Below are 19,052 nucleotides of genomic sequence, written 5' to 3' on the forward strand. Positions count from 1 at the left end.
GCGCTGTCGGGTTAAGCTGGACCTCAAGACTCCAGAGACGATATCCCCCTGCAGTTTAAATGGTTGTCCGCTCCTCTCACCTTTTGCAAACCGGCCTGACTTTCGATTGGATCAAGCTGACGGCTGAGCTGAAAAAGGTTTTGGATCCCAAGCGGGTGATTAGCAAGCCGGAGGAGCTGCTGGTCTACGAATGCGACGGGCTGACCAGCTACCGGCAAAGGCCGGCTCTGGTGGTATTGCCGCGCACAACAGAAGAGGTGGCCCAGGTGGTAAAGCTGTGCAGCCGCTACGGGGTGCCCTTTGTGGCGCGGGGATCCGGCACTGGGCTATCGGGGGGAGCGCTGCCTGTGGAAAACAGCGTCGTCATCGCTACCACCCTGATGAAGCAAATCCTGGAAATCGACTTGGAGAACCGCTGCATGGTGGTGCAGCCGGGGGTGATTAACGCCTGGATTACCCAGGCAGTGGCTGCCCAAGGCTATTTCTATGCCCCGGATCCCTCTAGCCAGTCAGTTTGCTCCATCGGCGGCAATGTGGCGGAAAACTCCGGCGGCGTCCACTGCCTCAAATACGGTGTAACAGCCAATCACATTCTCGGCCTGACGGTGGTGCTGCCGGATGGGGAGGTGGTGCGCTGGGGGGGCAAGATCCCGGAGATGCCCGGCTACGACTGGGTGGGCCTGTTTGTCGGCTCCGAGGGCACCCTGGGGATTGCTACCGAGATTACCCTGCGCTTGCTCAAGGCGCCGGCCCAGGTGCAGGTTTTGCTGGCGGATTTTAACAGTGTCGAGGCAGCAGGAGCTGCCGTTTCCGACATCATCGCCGCCGGGATCATCCCTGCTGGCCTGGAGATCATGGACAACTTCAGCATCAACGCCGTTGAGGATGTGGTGCAGTCGGGCTGCTACCCACGGGATGCGGCGGCCATCTTGCTGGTGGAGGTGGACGGCCTGGAGCTGGAGGTGGAGGAAGCCAGCCAGCAGGTAAAGGCCCTGTGCCTAAAAAACGGGGCGCGCCAGGTGCAAGTTGCCTCCAGCCCAGAAGAGCGGGCGCGTCTGTGGAAGGGGCGCAAGGCAGCCTTTGCCGCCATGGGCAAGCTCAGCCCCAACTACTACGTCCAAGATGGGGTGATCCCCCGCAGCCAGCTAGCCTATGTCCTGAAGGAAATCGAGCGCCTCAGCCGCGAGTACGGCTACCCGGTGGCCAACGTGTTTCATGCCGGCGACGGCAATCTGCACCCCTTAATCCTCTACGACGAGTCGGTGCCGGGATCCCTAGAGCAGGTGGAAAAATTGGGGGGCGAGATCCTCAAGCTCTGCGTGCGTCTAGGGGGCAGCATTTCTGGCGAGCACGGCATCGGTGCCGACAAGCGCTGCTACATGCTGGAGATGTTTACGCCCACAGACTTGGAGAGCATGCAGTGGGTGCGGCAGGTGTTCGACCCGCAGCGCCTCGCTAACCCTGACAAGATCTTTCCCACTCCCCGCACCTGCGGCGAGGCAGCCCACGCCCACCGGCAACCGGAATGGCAAGGGATCCCCGTTTTCTAGCTAACCTGTCGCTGCTGCTGCAGCTCGGCAAAGGCCTGGGCAAAGTCTTCCTGGCGGATGACCAGAGCCTTGGGATCCACCTCCTCAGAGGTGGCCCGGTGGCGGCGGATGGCAGCGATGGCGGCGCGGTTGCTCAATAGAGCAAGATCGGCCCCACTCCAGCCTTCCGTGCGCTCGGCCCACACCTCCAGATCCACATCTGGCCCTAGGGGCCGCCTGCGGTTGTGCACGGCCAGGATTTCCCGCCGTGCGGCGCGGTCCGGCAGTTCCACGCTTAGGTGCAGCTCCAGCCGGCCAGCGCGGGTGAGGGCGGGATCCAAACTGGCTTTGCGATTGGTGGCAGCCACCACCAAGACTCCCTGGCTGGGGCGGATCCCATCCAGTTCGGCCAGCAGTTGGCCCAGGACGCGGTCGCTGACGCCGCTATCTCCGGAGTAACTGCCCCGCGCCGGCGCCAGGGTGTCGATCTCGTCGATGAAAATCACGCAAGGAGCGCACTGGCGGGCACGGGCAAAGAGTTCCCGCACCGCCTGCTCGGAGGATCCCACCCACTTGCTCAAGAGCTCTGGGCCGGAGACGGCAATGAAGTTGGCCTTGGCCTGGGAGGCAATGGCCTTGGCCAAGAGGGTTTTACCCGTGCCGGGCGGCCCGCTGAGGAGGATCCCTTTGGGCGCATGGGCCTGGGCCTGCTCGTAGAGCTCTGGGTGCAGCAGGGATCCCTCAATGGCCTCCTGCAGCACCTGCTTGGCCTGCTCCAGGCCGCCAATTTGATCCCAGCTCACCTGGGGCGACTCGACTTCCACTGAGCGCAACACCGCCGGCTTCACCTGTTGCAGAGCTTCCTGAAAGTCCGCTGCCGTTACTTTCAGGGATTCTGGGATAGGGGATTCCAGATCCGGCACCTGGCGCCGTAAGGCCGCATAGGCCGCCGCCTGGCACAGGCCGCGCAGATCTGCCCCCACAAAGCCCAGCGTTTGCTCTGCCAGGCTATCTAAATCCACATCCTCTGCTAGGGGCATGCTGCGAGTGTGAATGGCGAGAATTTCCCGCCGCCCCTCCCGATCCGGCACCTTGAAGACGATCTCGCGGTCAAAGCGCCCCGGTCGCCGCAGGGCCGGATCCAGGGCTTCGGGTCGGTTGGTAGCCGCTAGCACAACAATGCCTTTTTGGGCCACAAACCCGTCCATTAGCCCCAGCAGCTGGGCCACCAGGCGTTTCTCCACCTCCCCCTCAACGGTGCTGCGGTTGGGCACAAGGGCGTCAATTTCGTCGATAAACACCAGGCAAGGGGCAGACTTAGCCGCTCTCTCAAACAGCTGCCGCAGGCGTGCCTCCGCCTCGCCGTAGTACTTGCCCATTAGCTCCGGGCCAACCACGGCAATGTAGTTCACCCCCAGACTCTCGGCCAGGGCGCGGGCCGTCAGGGTCTTGCCAGTGCCAGGGGGGCCAACCAACAACACCCCCCGCGGCGGCTCTAGCCCCAACTTGGCCAGTAGCTCGGGCCGCTTGAGGGGGATCTCCACCAGCTCCCGCAAGGCTTGGAGTTGCTCCTTGAGTCCCCCCACGTCCTTGAGGCGCAGCCCCGACCTCGACTCTGGGCGCTCAGCGGAGATTGGCCCACTAGCCTCGGGGGCTTCCTGGAAGCAGGTTGCAGCCATCCCCTGGAGCTTGCTGCTCCAGCCGGGATCCCCTGTCTGGAAGTGGCGGGGGATAGAACCAGAGCGAGGGATGGAGGTCGATAGAGGCCGGGTCTGGAGGCGGACCTCAGTTCGCAGTTCTCCACTTTGTTTTTTCTCCTCCAGCTTTTGGGCCAGCTCGATCAGCTGCTCTATGCCCTGGATAAAGTTGCTGAGATCCACCATAGCCGGGCTTTCCCCACCAGTTGACCTGCCAATGGAATCCTCCCCAGCCTTCCAGCCAACTCCCAAGAGGGGGAAGCTGGCGCCTAAGCCGCCGCTGGGCTGGGAGAGAGGCTGGGCGGGAGTTTGCGCACCTCAGAGCAGAAGGAAGCCATGCTAAAGCCGCCGAAGCGCTTGACAAGGCTGGTCCGCAGGCGCAGGTTGGGGCTGGCAAACCAAATGCGCTCCTCCGACTCAGTCATCTCGTACTCGGTGTAGAGGGTGAGGGCGCCATCGGCTCCCATCACGTAGGTGCCGGCCACCGGCACTTTCTCGGCATAGCCTTGATCCCGCAACAGTTGCCCGCGCATGGGGTTGTCAGGATCGGGAATTGGGACCAGCACCACCTCGCCCTTGTACTCTTCGTTGTCCCAGTCCTGCTCCCCATTCCACTGGACTCGCGCCGCCCCCACGGCTCGCCGTGGATCTACCTTGAACAGTTCGCAAACCCGAATGACTTCCGGATCGGTTGCTGCCAGGGTAACAATTTGCAGCTGCGACCTTCCCCCTTCAGAGCGGCGAAAGGCCAGGTGATGGCTGGTGCGCTGACACATCCACTCGCCAGCGCTGAGGGCAAAAAACTCCATTACGGTCATCATGGCCGACGCGGATCCTCATCGATAGCAACCGGGATTTGCCGATTCTAGCTTGGGCTGTAGCTAGCGGTTTGTTCTTGCCGAGTTTGCTGTTGCCGCCAGAACTGCTCTGCAAAGGCCACGGTCGGATGGAGGGGAGCTCGCGGCTTACTGCGCAGGACCATCCCCGCCTCTTCGGGGGTGCGGTCGCCCTTGCGCTGGTTGCAGCGCTCGCAGGCAGTCACCACATTGTCCCAGGTGTGGGAACCACCGCGGGAAAGAGGGATAACGTGGTCTAGGGTCAGGTTATGGGTGCTGCCACAGTACTGGCAGGTGTAGTGATCCCGCCGCAGAACCTCGCGCCGAGTAACAGGAGGCACCCGCCAGGGCCGCTCTTTGCCCTTGATGGTGAGGCGAATGTGCTCAGGCACCTCGATGACCCGGCTGGGGGAGCGCACCTGCCACACCCGCACATCCATCATCCTCAGCGGCTCTGCTTTGCCTGTTAGCAGCAGGACAATCGCCCGCTTAATATTGACCCGGCTGATGGGCAAATAGTTTTGGGAGAAGACGACAATCGACTGTTCTAGAACGTTGGTGGCAGCAGTCATGGCCTGGCTTTTCCATCTGCCGCCATTGTCTTGGGAAATTGGGCCAATGGCAAGTTGGTTCCCTAGAGACCTGGACAGATGGGCTACTATCCGGGTGATGGTTGGAGCCCGTGCCTCCCATGACCCACCCCCTGTATGTTGCCCTGGTTTGGCACCAACACCAGCCCCTCTACAAAAGTCCGCTGGCAGGCAAATATCGCTTGCCCTGGGTGCGCCTGCACGGGATCAAAGACTACTTGGACTTGGTTTTGCTGCTGGAGCGCTATCCCCGCTTGCACCAAACGGTTAACCTAGTGCCTTCCCTGATTGTGCAAATTGAAGACTACGTGGCCGGCTCGGCCTTCGATCCCTACTTGGAACTGACCCTCTCCCCCGTTGAAAAGCTTACCCTGGAGCAGCGGCGCTTTATTGTCGAGCGCTTCTTCGACAGCCACTACCCCACCATGATTGAGCCCTACCCCCGCTATCGCCAACTCTACGAACAGCGGGAATCCCAAGGGATCAACTGGTGCCTACAGTACTGGACACCGCAAGACTTCAGCGACCTCCTGGCCTGGCACAATCTGTCCTGGTTTGATCCCCTCTTCCACGAAGATCCCGAGATCGAGGGCTGGATCAAGATGGGATCTGGCTTTACCCTTTCGGATCGGCAGCGGATCTACGCCAAGCAGCAGCAGATCCTGGCCGCCATCCTGCCCCAGCACGCCAAGTTGCAAAGTAGCGGCCAACTGGAGCTGACCACCAGCCCCTACACTCATCCCATCTTGCCTCTATTGGTGAGCGAGCGCTCGGCGCGGGTGGCTCGGCCTGGCCTGCCCCTGCCCCGCTACCCCTTCCACTGGGAGCAGGATGTCCACAGCCAGCTGGAGCGGGCCAAGCAGATCTACCGGGAGCGCTTTGGCCGCGAGCCGCGGGGGTTGTGGCCTTCCGAACAGGCGGTCAGCCCCGCTATCGTGCCTATCGTGCGCAAGCAGGGCTTTGAGTGGATCATCTCTGACGAGGGAGTGCTGGGCTGGAGCCTGGGCCAGCCCTTTCACCGCGACGGGCAGGGCCATGTCCTCGAGCCGGAAAAGCTCTACCGCCCCTACCGTCTGGAGAGCGAGGCAGGGGATCTGGCCATTGTCTTTCGGGATCACCGCCTTTCCGATCTTATTGGCTTTAGCTACAGCGCCATGCCTGCCGACGCTGCCGCCAAGGATCTCATTGGACACTTGGAGAACATCCGCAACCGCCTGCCTCCCGAACAGCCTTGGCTGGTCACCATTGCTCTGGATGGGGAAAATTGCTGGGAGTACTACCCCCAAGATGGCCGGCCCTTCTTGGAAAACCTCTACGCCCGCCTCAGCCAGCACCCCGCGCTGCGCCTAGTGACGGTCTCGGAGTTTTTGGAGCAGTTTCCCCCCACCGAGTTTCTGCCCGCAGAACAACTGCACAGCGGCTCCTGGATTGAGGCCGACTTGACCACCTGGATCGGGGATCCCGTCAAAAACCGCGCCTGGGAGCTCTTAGCCCAGGCCCGTCAGGTGATTCAAGATCACCCCCGCGCCAACCCCCAAGCCTGGGAAGCTCTGTGGGCCGCCGAGGGATCCGATTGGTTCTGGTGGTTTGGGGCAGGGCACTCTTCCGCCCACGACGCCGTTTTCGACCAGCTGTTTCGGGAACACCTGCAGGCAATCTACATCGCCCTGGGGGAGGCGGTGCCGGCGGTGCTGCAGTTTCCCCTCGAGGATCACGACGGCCTAGGGGATCGGCTGCCGCAGGGGTTTATCCATCCCGCCATCAACGGCCGTCCCAGCGAACGGGAGTGGAGCCAGGCTGGACGGGTGGAGATTAGCGCCGCCAGGGGTACCATGCACCGCAACAGCGCCGTCCGCCGCCTCTGGTATGGCTTCGATCACTTCCACCTCTATCTGCGGCTGGATTTTAACTCGGTGGTGCAGCGGCCCAAGCAATTGCTGGTGCTCTGGTTTTATCCCAACTGCATTACCCTTAACAGCCCCATCCCTCTGCAGGGACTACCCGCAGAAGCCCCTCTCAACTACCTCTACCGCCACCTGTTGAGGCTGTCGCTGCCGCCCCCTAGTCAACGCCCGGCGGAGGTAGAGGCTCAACTTCTCCAAGCAGGGGAGTACCACACCTGGCACTCCCTCAGCCATCAGGTCAAGGCCGTGGTAGATACCTCCCTGGAGGTGGCCATTCCCTGGAGCAATTTGGGCGCCCAGCCAGGGCAGGAGCTGCAGTTTGCCATTGTGGCTGCTGACGGCGAAACCTTTCTGGAAGGGATCCCCCCCAAGGCCACCATTGCCCTGCGTAGACCCTAGCAAGTATCCCGCCTATGCAGCGCGACCTCTATCCTCCCATCGAGCCCTACGACCAGGGCTTTCTGCCCGTCTCTTCCCTGCACACCCTCTACTACGAGCAGTGCGGCAACCCAGAGGGCAAGCCAGTGGTGTTTCTGCACGGGGGCCCAGGGGGCGGGATCGAGCCTCTCTACCGCCGGTACTTTGACCCCCGCCGCTGGCGAGTGGTGCTGTTTGATCAACGCGGCTGCGGCCGGAGCCGCCCCTACGCCGAGCTGCGGGAGAACACCACCTGGGATTTGGTAGCCGATATTGAGAAGCTGCGCCAGCACTTGGGCATTGAGCGCTGGTTTGTCTTCGGAGGGAGCTGGGGCAGCGCCCTCGCCTTGGCCTATGGCCAGACCCACCCCAACTCCTGCCTGGGCTTTATCCTGCGCGGTATTTTCCTGCTGCGCTCCTTCGAAATTCGCTGGTTTTACCAGGAGGGGGCCAGCTACCTTTTCCCCGATGCCTGGCAACACTACCTCGAGCCCATTCCCCCAGAGGAACGGGGTGACCTGCTGGCAGCCTACTACCGCCGCCTTAACGACCCCAATCCGCAGGTGCGCCTGAAGGCAGCCCGTGCCTGGGCCATCTGGGAGGCCAGCACCAGCAAGCTTATCCCTAGCCCTGAACTCATCGAGCGCTTTGGCCAGGAGAGCTTTGCTGAGGCCCTCGCCCGCCTCGAGTGCCATTACTTCATCCACCGCGGTTTTTTGGAGACAGAGGATCAACTCCTCAAGGGGGTAGAGCGCCTGCGCCACCTGCCAGCCGTCATCGTCCAGGGGCGCTACGACGTCGTCTGCCCTCCTCTTTCCGCCTGGGAGTTACATCAGGCCTGGCCGGAGGCAGAGTTTCACCTGATCCCCGACGCTGGCCATTCCATTACCGAGCCTGGGATCCGCACCGCCCTCCTGGCGGCCACCGATCGCTTTGCCCAGCTCTAAGAACGGCTGCAAAGAGGGCCTGCCGTTGCCTAGCAGCAAGCCTCAGCCTGACTCAAACTGAAGGGCTTCAGGATCTACGTAGTAGCAGCGGGCATTGTCCGCACAAATGAGCGCCCAGCCGTTGCAGTTAGCCTCGACTAGGATGTACTCCGATTGCGGGATAAAATGACCCTGGTGGTTGCGCGTCTCCTCCTTGATCCAGACCGTCTGATAGTTCATCCCAGCGTCCCTCCAACTCCTCCTCAAAAAGACTTAAGAACAGGACTTAACCTTGCTGCAAGCAGTGGCAAAGCTAGGCAAAAACTAGAGGCAACAAACTCAACCCCTTCTCGAGGTTCAGTAACCGAGCGCTCGGGTTTAGGTCAGCTAGGCAATACCTTTAACTGGGTAAGAGAAGTCTAGCACTGCCTCTATGAGAAGAGCGTTAAGAGTTACAGACTAAGGCAAAAAGCTCTGGATTTTCGTAAACTCTTGTTGCAAAATTGGCTCGAGCCCGCTTAGGCTTCTTCAAATGACCCGTGGTGAATCCTGCAACCCATTGAGGCGGCGATTCCCTCCCTCCGTCAAGTTGGATTTGACGCCAGCAATCTGCTACCAGCGTGCCCCTGTTTTTTTCAGTTCCAGCGCCGCCAAGGTCAAGTCTACCCCGGGTTTTAGCTCAGCGCGGAGCTACGGGCACAGAGCTGCTCTTGCCTGCTCGCTCATCTGCTGAAGTGCACCGAGGTCGGGGAGAGGGATCCCTTCCCCTTCAGCAAGCCATAGCCAGTACTCGATGTTGCCGGCAGGGCCAGTGATAGGCGACCACGTATAGCCCTGCACCCGCCAACCGCGACTCACTGCCGCCTGCATCACCGTCTGGAGCACGCGAGCGTGGATAGCCGGATCCCACACTACCCCCCTTTTGCCCACCTGGCCTCGGCCCGCCTCAAACTGCGGCTTGACTAGCAGCAAGGCTTCCCGCGGCGAGCGCAACAGCTTCCACAGAGGATCCAACACCTTAGTCAGGGAAATAAAGGAGAGATCCACCACTGCCAGATCCGGCCAGTTGGGAGTGGGCACCTCGGTTCCGTAGAGATCGGCTGGCTGAAGATAGCGCAAGTTGGTTCGTTCCTTAAGGATTACCCGCGGGTCAGTTCGCAAAGACCAGGCCAATTGGCCATAGCCCACATCCACCCCATAGACCCGCTGCGCCCCTCGTCGCAGGAGGCAATCGGTGAAGCCCCCAGTGGAGATGCCAGCATCCAAACAGATGCGACCCTGGACTTGAATGGGAAAAGCTTGCAGTGCCCCCTGAAGCTTTTCTCCTCCTCGCGAGACAAAAGCAGACTTGGCCTGGATGTGGACTACAGGATCTCCGCTTACCCACGTCCCGGCTTTTTCCGCCCGTACTCCGTTGAGGAAGACTTCTCCCGCCAAGATAGCCCGCTGCGCCTGCTGGCGCGAAGAAAAATACCCTCGCTCCACCAGCCAGGTATCCAGGCGGACTCGATCGGCCATGCCCTAGCCACTGGCCTTCCACTCCATCAAGATAGACGACCGGGATCCCTTCTGTCAGCCGCGACTTAGCCAAAGCGCCCGCTCACATACTCTTCCGTCTCGCGGTTGGCGGGAGAGTTGAAGATCTTCTCGGTGCGGTCAAACTCTACCATTCGTCCGTAGCGGATCCCTCTCTCGTCAAGTTCAGTGTTGAAGAAGGCAGTGAAGTCGGACACGCGAGCTGCCTGCTGCATGTTGTGGGTGACGATGATGATCGTGTAGCGACGGCCCAATTCCTTAAGCAGCTCCTCAATGCGCAGCGTAGAAATCGGATCCAGCGAGGAGCAAGGCTCGTCCATTAGAATTACCTCCGGCTGAATGGCCAGGGTGCGGGCAATGCAGAGGCGCTGCTGTTGTCCGCCGGAGAGGGAAAGGGCGCTCATCCTCAACTTATCTTTCACCTCATCCCAGAGAACGGCCTGGCGCAGTGCCCGCTCCACGAGCTCGTCCAGATCCCCCTGGTAGCCATTAATCCGGGGCCCAAAGGCAATGTTGTCGTAGATGGATTTGGGGAAGGGGTTGGGCTTCTGAAACACTAGGCCAACCCGCCGCCGCACCTCAGAGGGATCCACATCCGGGTCGTAGATGTTTTTCCCGTGGAAGATAACGGAGCCTTCTACCCTTGCCCCTGGGATTAAGTCATTCATGCGGTTGAAGCAGCGCAAAATGGTGCTCTTGCCGCAACCTGAGGGTCCAATAAAGGCTGTGATGTGATTTTTCGGGATCCTCAGGGAAACCTGCTTAACCGCCAGGTGGGAGCCGTAGTAGACGCTCAGATCCCGCGTCTCTAGTTCAACCTCCAACCGGGTGGATTGCTCAGGAGAGCCCGACTTGTCAGAGAGTGGAGAGCGCATAGGCGTGTTGAAAAGAAGATAACGTTGCTGCAAGGCTTAGATAGTGATGGCTTCTTGGCGACGACTCACAAGGAGCCGGAAACTGACAGTGGTAATCAGGACCAAAATCACCAGAACCAAAGCCCCTCCCCAGGCAAGCTTCTGCTGGTTTTCAAAGGGGACAAGGGCAAAGTTGTAGATCAACACAGCCAGCGAGGCCACTGGCTTCAACAAACCGCTGGGCCAGAGAAAGCTAAACAAAGCCGTGAAGATCAGGGGCGCCGTCTCACCTGCAGCGCGGGCAATGGCCAACGTCACCCCCGTCAGGATCACCGGCAGAGCCGCTGGCAACACCACGCGAAACACCGTCTGCACTCGCGAAGCCCCCAACGCATAGGCAGCAGCCCGCGTATCGGCCGGCACCAGGCGCAGCGCCTCTTCACAGGACAAAATGATGATAGGCAGGGTCAGCACCGATAGAGCCATCCCGCCGGCAAGGGCCGAGAAAGTTTTGGTGGAAAGCACCAGCACCCCATAGGCAAACACCCCGGCAATGATGGAGGGAACCCCCGTCAACACCTTGATAATGAAGCGCAGAAAGGAGGCCGCGGGGCTGTTTTTGCCAAACTCCGAGAGATAGATGGCTGCGAATAGACCAATGGGGAATGTGATGGAGATAGCAATCGACACCACAATAATCGTCCCCAGCACCGCATTGCCAAATCCGCCCACCTGATCGCCTGGAGGAGGGGGAAGCTGGGTCAGCGTCTGCCAGTTCAGGCGCTCGATGCCCCTGGTGAAAACGTAGTAGAGGATGAGAGCCAGCACAAAAATGGCGAAGATGCTGGAGATAGCTGTCAGCGCTGTCATTCCTACATCCAAGAAGATGCGCTGCCAGGGCTTCGCTCTGCGCTTAAACCAATTGCCTTGCTCTACCGCCTGCACTTGCGCCGTCATGTTCCTCTACTCCCACGAAGCTGTTAGCGCAAACTTGACACGGCGTATCATCAGCTCCGCCGCAATGTTAACCACCAGAGTGATGGCTAACAGAATCAAGGCCAAATACATAAGTGCTGCAACCTGCTCGGGGCCCGCTTCCGCAAACTCGTTGGCCAATAGGGCTGGGATGCTGCTGGCAGGAGCCAGAAGCGAGATGCTAATGCCGCGGGCATTCCCAATCAGCATCGCTACTGCCATCGTCTCCCCTAGGGCGCGTCCCAAACCCAAAACCACCGCTCCCAGGAGGCCGCCAATTGCTGCCGGCAGCACGACACCAAAGATGGCTTCCCAGCGAGTGGCTCCCATCGCATAGGCAGCCGCCCGCAACTCTGGCGGAACGGACACCAGCACTTCCCTGGCGATGGCAGTAATGATGGGGATGATCATGATCCCCAAGACAACCCCCGATGTCAGCATCCCAGGCCCTACTGGTGGTGTGCTGAAAATGGGCAGCCAGTTGAAGTGCTGGAACAAAAACATCTGTATAGGGCGGAAGAAGGGGATGAAGATAAACAACCCCCAAATGCCGTAGACCACACTGGGAATGGCTGCCAGCAGCTCCACCACGATGATCAAGGCTGTGCGCAAAGGCTTGGGCAAAAAGTCCTCGCTCAAAAAGATGGAGATGCCAAAGCTTAAGGGAACGCCCACGATCAGAGCAATCAGAGAAGTTACCAGCGTGCCGTAGATCTGGGGCCAAGCACTGTAAATGTCCACAACAGGATCCCAGGTGGTGCCCCAGAAAAAGCCCAGCCCGAACTTCCGAATGGCAGGTAGCGCCTGAATCCCAATCTCCAGGGCAATCCACAACAGTAGGAAAGCCGAGAAAAAGACGGCGATCCGCGTTGCCCAAATAAATAGCCAGTCGCGCCGGCGCTGGAAGACGGGCCGGGGCCGAAATAGAGAACTGCTCTCCGAAAAGGTAGTGGTCATCTGCTGGGTAGGGGGTACAAACCTCTACGGAGTGATTTTTTCCAGGGCAGCCAGAGCTTTCTTCCGCGTTTCCTCCGGCAAAGGCACATAGCCCAGCGGCTCCGCAAAGGATTGCCCTTCGGTGAGGCCGTAGCGAAGAAACTCTTTGACAGCCTTGGAGGTTTCAGCGTTGGGGTAGACTTGGTAAGCCAAGATCCACGTGTAGCCCACAATGGGGTAGGAGTCTTCCCCTTCGGGATCTGGGTCAACCCCCAGCAGCCGCTCGTCGAGCTTGATTCTCGCCAGCGCTGCCTGCTCCGTCTCAACTTTGGGGACGACGAACTTGCCTGCCCGGTTTTCCAGGCGAGCGAAATTTAGGTTGTTGAGCTTAGCAAAGCCGTACTCCACATAGCCGATTGAGCCAGGAATCTGCTTGATTTGTTCAGAAACGCCTTCGTTACCGCGAGCTCCCACGCCAGTTGGCCAGTTCACGGAAGTGCCACGGCCCACTTTTTGCCGCCATTCGGGGCTAATGGCGCTGAGGTGGGTGGTAAAGATGTCGGTGGTGCCACTGCCATCAGAGCGGTGCACAACAGTAATCGGCAGATCTGGGAGAGTCACGCCTGGGTTAAGGCCAGCCAGCAGCGGATCGTTCCATTTCTTGATCTTGCCCAGGAAGATATTGGCCAGCGCCAGGCGAGAGAGGCGAAGTTCAGGACCTACGCCGGGGACGTTATAGGCTGCCACCAACGCCCCGCCCACCATAGGCACGGCCACCATGCCCTTGGGAGGGTTGGCTTCACCCTCAATCTTGCTAATCTCCTCAGGACGCGGCACGCTATCAGTGGCGCCGAAGTCGACAGTGCGGGCCACAAATTGCTGACGGCCAGCGCCGCTCCCCACCGATTGGTAGTTGACTTGGATGTTGGGGTTTTTCTTGCCAAATTCTTGGGCCCACGTTTGGTAGAGGGGGGCCGGGAAGGTAGCTCCAGCGCCGTTGATGGTTATCGTCTTCTGCTGGGCAAACACTCGCTGCCAGCCGGCCTGACTTGCCGCAAAACCAGCAGCAACTGCCGACAAGGACTTAAGGAAAGAACGACGACCCAAGGAATGCGACATCAACATACAGAGATCTCTCCACTGAAGAGCGTGTCCTAGCCCAGGTCAAAAAGCTGCAACTGTGAAACCTAAATCCAAGAGTTCAGTCCACCGGGCCGAAGAGAGCACAGGATCTCGTTGAGACCCCAGCCCTTGCAACTCAGTCGCTAATCGGTCGCTAAGTGTAACGTAAGGTCAACCCTTTTTTGGTTAACAAGAGGTTAAATTCAGGTTATTTTTAGGTTATTTCTAGGCCCAGCAGCCGAGGTCGCGACTGTCGGGCTTAATCAGGGTAGAGACCCCAGGGGGAGGCTGGGGCTGGGCTGACATTGGTCGGGGGAATGGCTAGAATAGAAGGCTGTCAAGAGAGTGGGTGCCTTCCTCCTATGGCAAAAGATGTGCAGGTGATGCTGCGCCAGGCGGTTCCTGGGCTCGGCAAGCCGGGAGAGGTGGTGAGTGTCAGGCCGGGCTATGCCCGCAACTACCTTTTCCCGCGGCAGATGGCGGTGCGGCTTACGCCTGGACTTCTCAAGGAGCAGCAGATGCGGCGGGAGCAGGAAGCAGCCCGCAAGCTGGCTGAGAAGCAACAGGCGGAAAACTACAAGAAGGCTTTGGAGACGATTGGCCGTTTTGTCATCCGCAAGAAGGTGGGCGAAAAAGACCTGCTCTTTGGACAGGTAACTGCCAGCGATATTGCCGAGGTGGTGCTGGCTACCAGTGGCCTCGATATCGACCGCCGCAATGTCCTACTCGATGAGGAGATCAAGAAAACTGGGGTTTACCTGGTGCAGGTGAAGTTACACCCCGAGGTTACCGCTACGCTGCGCATTCAGGTCACGCCTGAGTAGAAAAGAGGTTCTGGTTCAGACGGCTATGCCCACTTGGCCCGCTGCGCTAGGGTGTGCAGCCTAGCAGTCGGAGAGCGGGGGAGAGCTTGGTTTTTCTACCCTGGCTGGTGGTGATTAGCGATTACGACCTGACCGGTGGGGATCGGCTTCCGCCTCAGAACATAGAAGCTGAGGAGGAGATCTTGGGCGGCATCCTCCTTGACCCTGAGGCGATGGCGCGGGTGGCGGAGCTCTTGCGGCCTGAGATGTTCTACCTCTCCGCCCACCAGGAGATCTACCGGGCTGCTCTGCAGTTGTACAGCCAGGGCCAGCCCACTGACCTGACCACTGTTTCTGCCTGGTTGGCAGATCACCAGCTCTTGGAGCGGGTGGGAGGAACGGCGGCAATTCGCCGCCTAGTGGAGCAGACGGTTAGCAGTGTCAACATTGACCAGTATGCCCGTCTGGTGGTGGACAAATACATGCGCCGCCGGCTGATTCAAGTCAGCAACACCTTGGCGCGTCTGGCCTACGACACTAGCCAGCCTCTCCCTCAGCTCCTGGATCGAGCCGAGCAAGAGGTGTTCAGCCTCACCCAGGAACGGGTGCAGCGCAGCCTTGTTCCAGCCTCGGAAGTTTTGGTAAACATCTTTTCAGAGTTGGAGGAGAGGTTCCAGAGCGGGGCTCAGATCCCTGGGATCCCGACCAAATTCATTGACCTCGACAACCTGACCCAGGGCTTGCAGCGGTCGGATTTGGTCATCCTAGCCGGCCGTCCCTCGATGGGAAAGACCAGCCTGGCTCTTAACATTGCCCAAAATGTGGCTGCCTACGTCAAGCAACCGGTGGCCATCTTCAGCCTGGAGATGTCGCGGGAGCAACTGGTGCAGCGGCTCTTGGCCAGCGAGGCGCGCATTGATAGTAGCCGTCTGCGATCCGGGCGCATCAGCGAGAATGAGTGGCAACGCCTGGGGCAGGCGATTGGCTTTTTGTCGCAACTGCCTTTGTTTATCGACGACACGCCCAACTGCACGGTTACAGAAATTCGCTCTAAGGCGCGGCGTCTGCAGGTGGAGCAAGGAGGGACGTTGGGGTTGGTGTTGATCGACTACTTGCAGCTAATCCAGGGATCTGAGTCCGACAACCGGGTGCAGGAATTGTCGCGCATTACCCGCGGCCTCAAGGCGCTAGCCAAAGAGCTGATGGTGCCGGTGCTGGTGCTATCTCAGCTCAGCCGGGCAGTGGAGTCGCGCTCAGACAAGCGTCCGCAACTGGCAGATTTGCGGGAGTCGGGTTGTCTAGCCGGCGATACCCGCGTGAGGGACGTGGATCGCGGCAAGATCTGGCGGCTGGAGCAATTGGCAGCCCTGCCGCCTTCAGCAGAACTGCCGCGCCTGCTTAGCCTCAATGGGCGCGGGCGGCTGGTGCCCCAACAGCCAGTGAGGGTATTTTGCAGTGGGCGGCAGCCCACATGTCTTCTAAAAACCCGCCTCAACTTTTCCATTCGTGCCACTGGCAACCACCCTTTCCTAACTCGGGACGGCTGGAAAACCCTCGACGAGCTGCAACTGGAGGAGGAGGTGGCGGTGGTGGTGCAGGAGGGGTTGATCTGGGATCCCGTCGTCTTCATTAGCGAGCCGGGGGAGCCGCAACCGGTTTACGACATCGAGATGCCCCGCCACCACAACTTTGTGGCCAACGGCCTGCTGGTGCACAACAGCATCGAGCAGGATGCCGACGTGGTGATGATGATCTACCGGCCCGAGTACTACGATCCCAACACCAGCGAGCGCGGAATTGCGGAGGTAATTGTTGCCAAACACCGCAACGGCCCCACGGGCACGGTGCGCCTTTTGTTTGAAAGCCAGTACACCCAGTTTCGCAACTTGGCGGATCCCTATCGGTGAGCGAAAGCGGCAGCAGAAGTAGATCGGGACTCCTTTCAAGGACAGGTCCGGGGTGCGAGGTGTTAGCCTGAGATTGCCCCCCTAGGGCAGGTCGCTGTTGCTGGCTACCTCCCTCTGCCTAAAGCCATATGTTCAAAAGCCTGTTGATCGCCACCGATTGCCGCGATGGACTGCAGCGTTTTGGCAAATGCCTAGAAGAGCTTTACCTGAATGGGATTGAGCGCGTTGCTTTTGTGCATAGCGTTGCTCGGCAGGACGACGACATTGGCCTTCCCGAAGACCTCACCCCCAAAGTGCAGGCGCAACAGGCTCGCTTACAAGAGGTGTTGAGCGCCGTTCCTGCAGGGCTAGAAGTCGAAGTCTTGGTGCAGGCGGGCAAGGCGGTGGATCTGATTTTAAGAGGGATCCAAACCTGCAGCTCCGACTTGCTAATCACAGGCATGGGGATCCACAATCTGCTCACCGAAAAACTGTTTGGAAGCACCACCTTGGAGCTGCTGCCGAAGCTGACCATCCCGGTAATGGTGATGCGTCCGCAACTCATCGCCGCCTTTACTCTGGAAGAATTGCGCCTGCGCAGCCGCCACCTATTTCGCTCCCTCCTAGTGCCTTTTGACTTTGAGGAGCCCCGCCGGCAGCTCCTCAGCCGTCTTGGCCAACTGCTGCCAGGAACTTCCCAGTGTCAGGCCATTACGCTGCTCTATGTGGTGGATCCCAGCGCCCGCCGCAACCAGGGATCGCCGGCAGAAGAGCTCAAGCGCAGGGCCGAGGCCGACTTGGCCCGGTTAGTCGAACCGCTGGTCGAGCAGGTAAAACCGGTGCAGTTGCGGGCCTTGGTGCGGGTGGGATCCCCGCTTCAGGAAATCCTAGCCACCGCTGCTGAGGAGGACATGACCGCCATTGCCACCGCCTCCCCACGGGTGGGAACCTTTTGGGAGTGGTCAATCCGTAGCCTCACCGGCGAGATTCTACGGCAAAGTTGGCATCCAGTGTTGTTTTTCCCGCGCGGTTCCTTAGCGTAGTAGAGCTGCCCAACCCCCCTTCTATGCCGCTTGACCAAACCTTGAAGGAACTGTTCCAGGCGGTGGCTCAGGGGAAGCTCTCTCCCGAGCAGGCCCTGCAAGCCTGTCGCTTCCTGCCTTTTGAGGCGGTAGGAGACTTCGCCCGTGTGGATCACCATCGCCTTCTGCGCACCGGCTTTCCCGAAGCCGTGTGGGGGCCGGGCAAAACTCCCGAGCAGATTGCCCAGATTCTGGAGCGGCTGCACCGCCAGGGATCCCTAGCTTTGGCCACCCGCGTCGATCCCTCGGTCTATGCCCAAGTTCGCTGCCGCTTGCCCCAGGCCCAGTATTCTCCTGTAGCGCGCTTGTGCTGGATCCCTCCCCAAAAGGTGCATAGCTATCCCGGCCAGATTAGCGTGATCTCCGCTGGCACTGCCGACGTGCCGGTGGCTGAAGAGGCCGCTCTCACCGCCGAGCTCTCCGGGTTTCAGGTCAACCGCCTCTGGGATGTGGGAGTGGCCGGGATCCACCGCCTGCTGCACCACCGCGCCGCTCTGGAAGCCGATGTGCTCATTGTAGTGGCAGGCATGGAGGGAGCCTTGGCCAGCGTGGTGGCGGGCCTGGCAGACTGTCCGGTAATCGCTGTGCCCACCAGCGTTGGCTACGGGGCCAGCTTCCAGGGCTTGGCTGCCCTACTGACCATGCTCAACTCCTGTGCGGCGGGAGTGGGAGTGGTGAACATCGACAACGGCTTTGGGGCGGCCATTTTGGCAGGCCAGATCCTGCGCTGTGGACAGCGGCTAGCGACGCGATTGCCTTCGCCTGCAACCCCTGGAGATAGGGAAGGTTAAGAAATGTAAAACGATCCTGAGCTGGACAAGCTATACTCGGGCCATAGCTATGCTGGAGCTTTGAATTTCTCCGCTGGGAGGAAGCTGAGGGGTCGAGCCTTTCTCCAGCTACCCTTCTTGGGGCGCTTCCTCAACGACCACAAAAATCTTCCGAAAGGGGGGTTATGGACGTAGGATAGCCGTCTGGGGTTGGCTGCACGGGACGAACGACTCTTTGACCGGAGCACAGGAAGCTCGCTGCTATGTCAATCAAGGCAATAGACACTGCTGTGGCTCTTGTTCAAGGGATAATTCAGTCCTTTAGTTGGGCGGATCTCTTTTTGGTGGTGGCTCTGGTGTTTTTGGAGGCGGCCCTCTCTGCCGATAACGCTGTCGCCTTGGCTGCTTTGGTCAAGCATTTGCCCACCCCCCAGCAGCAGAACCGGGCTTTGCGCTGGGGCATTGTCAGCGCCTATGGCTTTCGTATTGCCATCGTGTTTGCAGCGGTGTGGTTGGTCGAGTACCCGCCCGCGCGATTCTTGGGGGCCTGCTACCTGCTCTGGCTGGCCTGGCAACATTTTCGCGGGGAAGAGGAAGGCCCAGCGCAGGACATCACTCGCCAGGCCAATTTTTGGCAAACGCTGGTCATGGTGGAGCTCACCGACCTTGTGTTTTCCTTCGACAGCATTGCTGCTTCCGTGGCCGTCTCCCGCAAGGCGTGGGTGATCATCCTTGGCGGCATCCTCGGCATTACCCTGATGCGCTACATGGCCTCTTTGTTCTTGCGCTGGCTGGATGAGTTTTCCCGCCTGGAAGATGCTGCCTTTGCCATCATCGCCCTAGTGGGAAGCCTCATGCTGCTGGAGGTGTTCTTCCCCCAGATCGAGATCCCGGACTGGGGAATGGTGGTGGCTGTGTTCCCTGTGTTTGTCTGGGGCTTCTCCCAGCGCCGCAGTCCTTCTCCCCCAGCCGTGGCCCAGCCAGATTCGGCTCTGCCCCGTTTAACAGAGGAGGTCCCTGCCGGCTTAGCCGCTCTTGCTGAAGTGGAGTCTGCCGCCGAGCTACAGCTGGACTAAATCGCCAGCAGGTTGTCCGGGCAGGGGAAGGGCCTTGTAGACTAGCAGTGGAGGCAAGCCACCGGAGGAACGTACCCTGATTCCGCAGTTTTGCCGGAAGTGGTGGACAAAGT

The 19,052-nt window shown here is 59.9% G+C and carries 17 protein-coding genes; 8 read left to right on the top strand and 9 right to left on the bottom strand.

Annotated elements, in window-relative coordinates; genetic code table 11:
• The first annotated feature begins 59 nt into the window (after positions 1-59).
• On the top strand, positions 60-1,550 hold the full coding sequence (gene glcD / locus NW807_RS03845; protein WP_414425327.1) for a glycolate oxidase subunit GlcD: 1,491 nt from the start codon (positions 60-62) through the stop codon (positions 1,548-1,550).
• Here the strand turns inward: glcD and NW807_RS03850 are convergent.
• The 3 genes from NW807_RS03850 to NW807_RS03860 all read right to left on the bottom strand — a co-directional run bounded on the left by NW807_RS03850 (position 1,547) and on the right by NW807_RS03860 (position 4,634).
• A complete protein-coding gene (locus tag NW807_RS03850) occupies positions 1,547-3,412 on the bottom strand; it encodes an AAA family ATPase (RefSeq protein WP_414425328.1) in 1,866 nt (621 codons plus the stop codon). The two genes, glcD and NW807_RS03850, sit on opposite strands and share 4 nt — an antisense overlap.
• Before the next feature lie 83 nt (positions 3,413-3,495).
• Entirely contained in the window at positions 3,496-4,044 is a 549-nt protein-coding gene (locus tag NW807_RS03855; RefSeq protein WP_414404948.1) for a phycobiliprotein lyase, read from the bottom strand.
• 47 nt (positions 4,045-4,091) lie between these two features.
• The gene (locus NW807_RS03860) at positions 4,092-4,634 is read right to left on the bottom strand and encodes an HNH endonuclease (RefSeq protein WP_414404754.1); all 543 of its coding nucleotides are present in this window, start codon (positions 4,632-4,634) and stop codon (positions 4,092-4,094) included.
• A gap of 119 nt (positions 4,635-4,753) precedes the next feature.
• On the opposite strand from NW807_RS03860, the gene NW807_RS03865 reads away from it, so the two are divergent.
• Both NW807_RS03865 and pip read left to right on the top strand, forming a co-directional pair.
• The gene (locus tag NW807_RS03865; protein ID WP_414395116.1) at positions 4,754-6,955 is read left to right on the top strand and encodes a glycoside hydrolase; all 2,202 of its coding nucleotides are present in this window, start codon (positions 4,754-4,756) and stop codon (positions 6,953-6,955) included.
• Between the two features lie 14 nt (positions 6,956-6,969).
• A complete protein-coding gene (gene pip, locus NW807_RS03870; RefSeq protein ID WP_414425329.1) occupies positions 6,970-7,920 on the top strand; it encodes a prolyl aminopeptidase in 951 nt (316 codons plus the stop codon).
• Between the two features lie 42 nt (positions 7,921-7,962).
• On the opposite strand, the gene NW807_RS03875 is transcribed toward pip, so the two are convergent.
• The 6 genes from NW807_RS03875 to pstS form a co-directional block, all read right to left on the bottom strand.
• Positions 7,963-8,139, bottom strand: a complete 177-nt coding sequence (locus tag NW807_RS03875) for a hypothetical protein (protein WP_414425330.1) — start codon at positions 8,137-8,139, stop codon at positions 7,963-7,965.
• A gap of 450 nt (positions 8,140-8,589) precedes the next feature.
• The gene (locus NW807_RS03880) at positions 8,590-9,417 is read right to left on the bottom strand and encodes a TlyA family RNA methyltransferase (protein WP_414425331.1); all 828 of its coding nucleotides are present in this window, start codon (positions 9,415-9,417) and stop codon (positions 8,590-8,592) included.
• A gap of 65 nt (positions 9,418-9,482) precedes the next feature.
• Positions 9,483-10,310 (bottom strand): phosphate ABC transporter ATP-binding protein PstB, encoded by an 828-nt coding sequence (gene pstB, locus NW807_RS03885; protein ID WP_414404749.1) that lies wholly within the window; start codon positions 10,308-10,310, stop codon positions 9,483-9,485.
• Positions 10,311-10,346: 36 nt separating this feature from the next.
• Positions 10,347-11,246 carry a phosphate ABC transporter permease PstA gene (gene pstA / locus NW807_RS03890; RefSeq protein ID WP_414425332.1) on the bottom strand — a complete coding sequence of 300 codons (900 nt, stop codon included), beginning with the start codon at positions 11,244-11,246 and terminating at the stop codon, positions 10,347-10,349.
• A 6-nt stretch (positions 11,247-11,252) separates the two neighbouring features.
• Positions 11,253-12,221: a phosphate ABC transporter permease subunit PstC gene (gene pstC, locus NW807_RS03895; RefSeq protein ID WP_414425333.1), complete on the bottom strand. Its 969-nt coding sequence runs from the start codon at positions 12,219-12,221 to the stop codon at positions 11,253-11,255.
• Positions 12,222-12,245: 24 nt separating this feature from the next.
• On the bottom strand, positions 12,246-13,325 hold the full coding sequence (gene pstS / locus NW807_RS03900) for a phosphate ABC transporter substrate-binding protein PstS (RefSeq protein WP_414425334.1): 1,080 nt from the start codon (positions 13,323-13,325) through the stop codon (positions 12,246-12,248).
• Between the two features lie 359 nt (positions 13,326-13,684).
• On the opposite strand from pstS, the gene rplI reads away from it, so the two are divergent.
• From rplI to NW807_RS03925, 5 genes are all read left to right on the top strand, one after another.
• On the top strand, positions 13,685-14,146 hold the full coding sequence (rplI, locus tag NW807_RS03905; RefSeq protein WP_011430393.1) for a 50S ribosomal protein L9: 462 nt from the start codon (positions 13,685-13,687) through the stop codon (positions 14,144-14,146).
• Between the two features lie 128 nt (positions 14,147-14,274).
• Entirely contained in the window at positions 14,275-16,032 is a 1,758-nt protein-coding gene (gene dnaB, locus NW807_RS03910) for a replicative DNA helicase (RefSeq protein ID WP_414425412.1), read from the top strand.
• A 128-nt stretch (positions 16,033-16,160) separates the two neighbouring features.
• Positions 16,161-17,054, top strand: coding sequence for a universal stress protein (locus NW807_RS03915; protein ID WP_414404744.1), 894 nt, complete (start codon positions 16,161-16,163; stop codon positions 17,052-17,054).
• A 23-nt stretch (positions 17,055-17,077) separates the two neighbouring features.
• A complete protein-coding gene (gene larB, locus NW807_RS03920; protein ID WP_414395101.1) occupies positions 17,078-17,884 on the top strand; it encodes a nickel pincer cofactor biosynthesis protein LarB in 807 nt (268 codons plus the stop codon).
• Positions 17,885-18,126: 242 nt separating this feature from the next.
• The gene (locus NW807_RS03925) at positions 18,127-18,939 is read left to right on the top strand and encodes a TerC family protein (protein WP_414425335.1); all 813 of its coding nucleotides are present in this window, start codon (positions 18,127-18,129) and stop codon (positions 18,937-18,939) included.
• The last annotated feature ends 113 nt before the right edge of the window (positions 18,940-19,052 follow it).

It is taken from the genome of Synechococcus sp. R70.1 (assembly GCF_047461675.1).
Classification (GTDB): Bacteria; Cyanobacteriota; Cyanobacteriia; order Thermostichales; family Thermostichaceae; genus Thermostichus.

Excerpts from the sequence above, each read along its gene's own strand:
- glcD (WP_414425327.1), top strand. The coding sequence starts at position 60 with ATGGTTGTCCGCTCCTCTCACCTTTTGCAAACCGGCCTGACTTTCGAT.
- NW807_RS03850 (WP_414425328.1), bottom strand. The coding sequence starts at position 3,412 with ATGGTGGATCTCAGCAACTTTATCCAGGGCATAGAGCAGCTGATCGAG.
- NW807_RS03855 (WP_414404948.1), bottom strand. The coding sequence starts at position 4,044 with ATGACCGTAATGGAGTTTTTTGCCCTCAGCGCTGGCGAGTGGATGTGT.
- NW807_RS03860 (WP_414404754.1), bottom strand. The coding sequence starts at position 4,634 with ATGACTGCTGCCACCAACGTTCTAGAACAGTCGATTGTCGTCTTCTCC.
- NW807_RS03865 (WP_414395116.1), top strand. The coding sequence starts at position 4,754 with ATGACCCACCCCCTGTATGTTGCCCTGGTTTGGCACCAACACCAGCCC.
- pip (WP_414425329.1), top strand. The coding sequence starts at position 6,970 with ATGCAGCGCGACCTCTATCCTCCCATCGAGCCCTACGACCAGGGCTTT.
- NW807_RS03875 (WP_414425330.1), bottom strand. The coding sequence starts at position 8,139 with ATGAACTATCAGACGGTCTGGATCAAGGAGGAGACGCGCAACCACCAG.
- NW807_RS03880 (WP_414425331.1), bottom strand. The coding sequence starts at position 9,417 with ATGGCCGATCGAGTCCGCCTGGATACCTGGCTGGTGGAGCGAGGGTAT.
- pstB (WP_414404749.1), bottom strand. The coding sequence starts at position 10,310 with ATGCGCTCTCCACTCTCTGACAAGTCGGGCTCTCCTGAGCAATCCACC.
- pstA (WP_414425332.1), bottom strand. The coding sequence starts at position 11,246 with ATGACGGCGCAAGTGCAGGCGGTAGAGCAAGGCAATTGGTTTAAGCGC.
- pstC (WP_414425333.1), bottom strand. The coding sequence starts at position 12,221 with ATGACCACTACCTTTTCGGAGAGCAGTTCTCTATTTCGGCCCCGGCCC.
- pstS (WP_414425334.1), bottom strand. The coding sequence starts at position 13,325 with ATGTTGATGTCGCATTCCTTGGGTCGTCGTTCTTTCCTTAAGTCCTTG.
- rplI (WP_011430393.1), top strand. The coding sequence starts at position 13,685 with ATGGCAAAAGATGTGCAGGTGATGCTGCGCCAGGCGGTTCCTGGGCTC.
- NW807_RS03915 (WP_414404744.1), top strand. The coding sequence starts at position 16,161 with ATGTTCAAAAGCCTGTTGATCGCCACCGATTGCCGCGATGGACTGCAG.
- larB (WP_414395101.1), top strand. The coding sequence starts at position 17,078 with ATGCCGCTTGACCAAACCTTGAAGGAACTGTTCCAGGCGGTGGCTCAG.
- NW807_RS03925 (WP_414425335.1), top strand. The coding sequence starts at position 18,127 with ATGTCAATCAAGGCAATAGACACTGCTGTGGCTCTTGTTCAAGGGATA.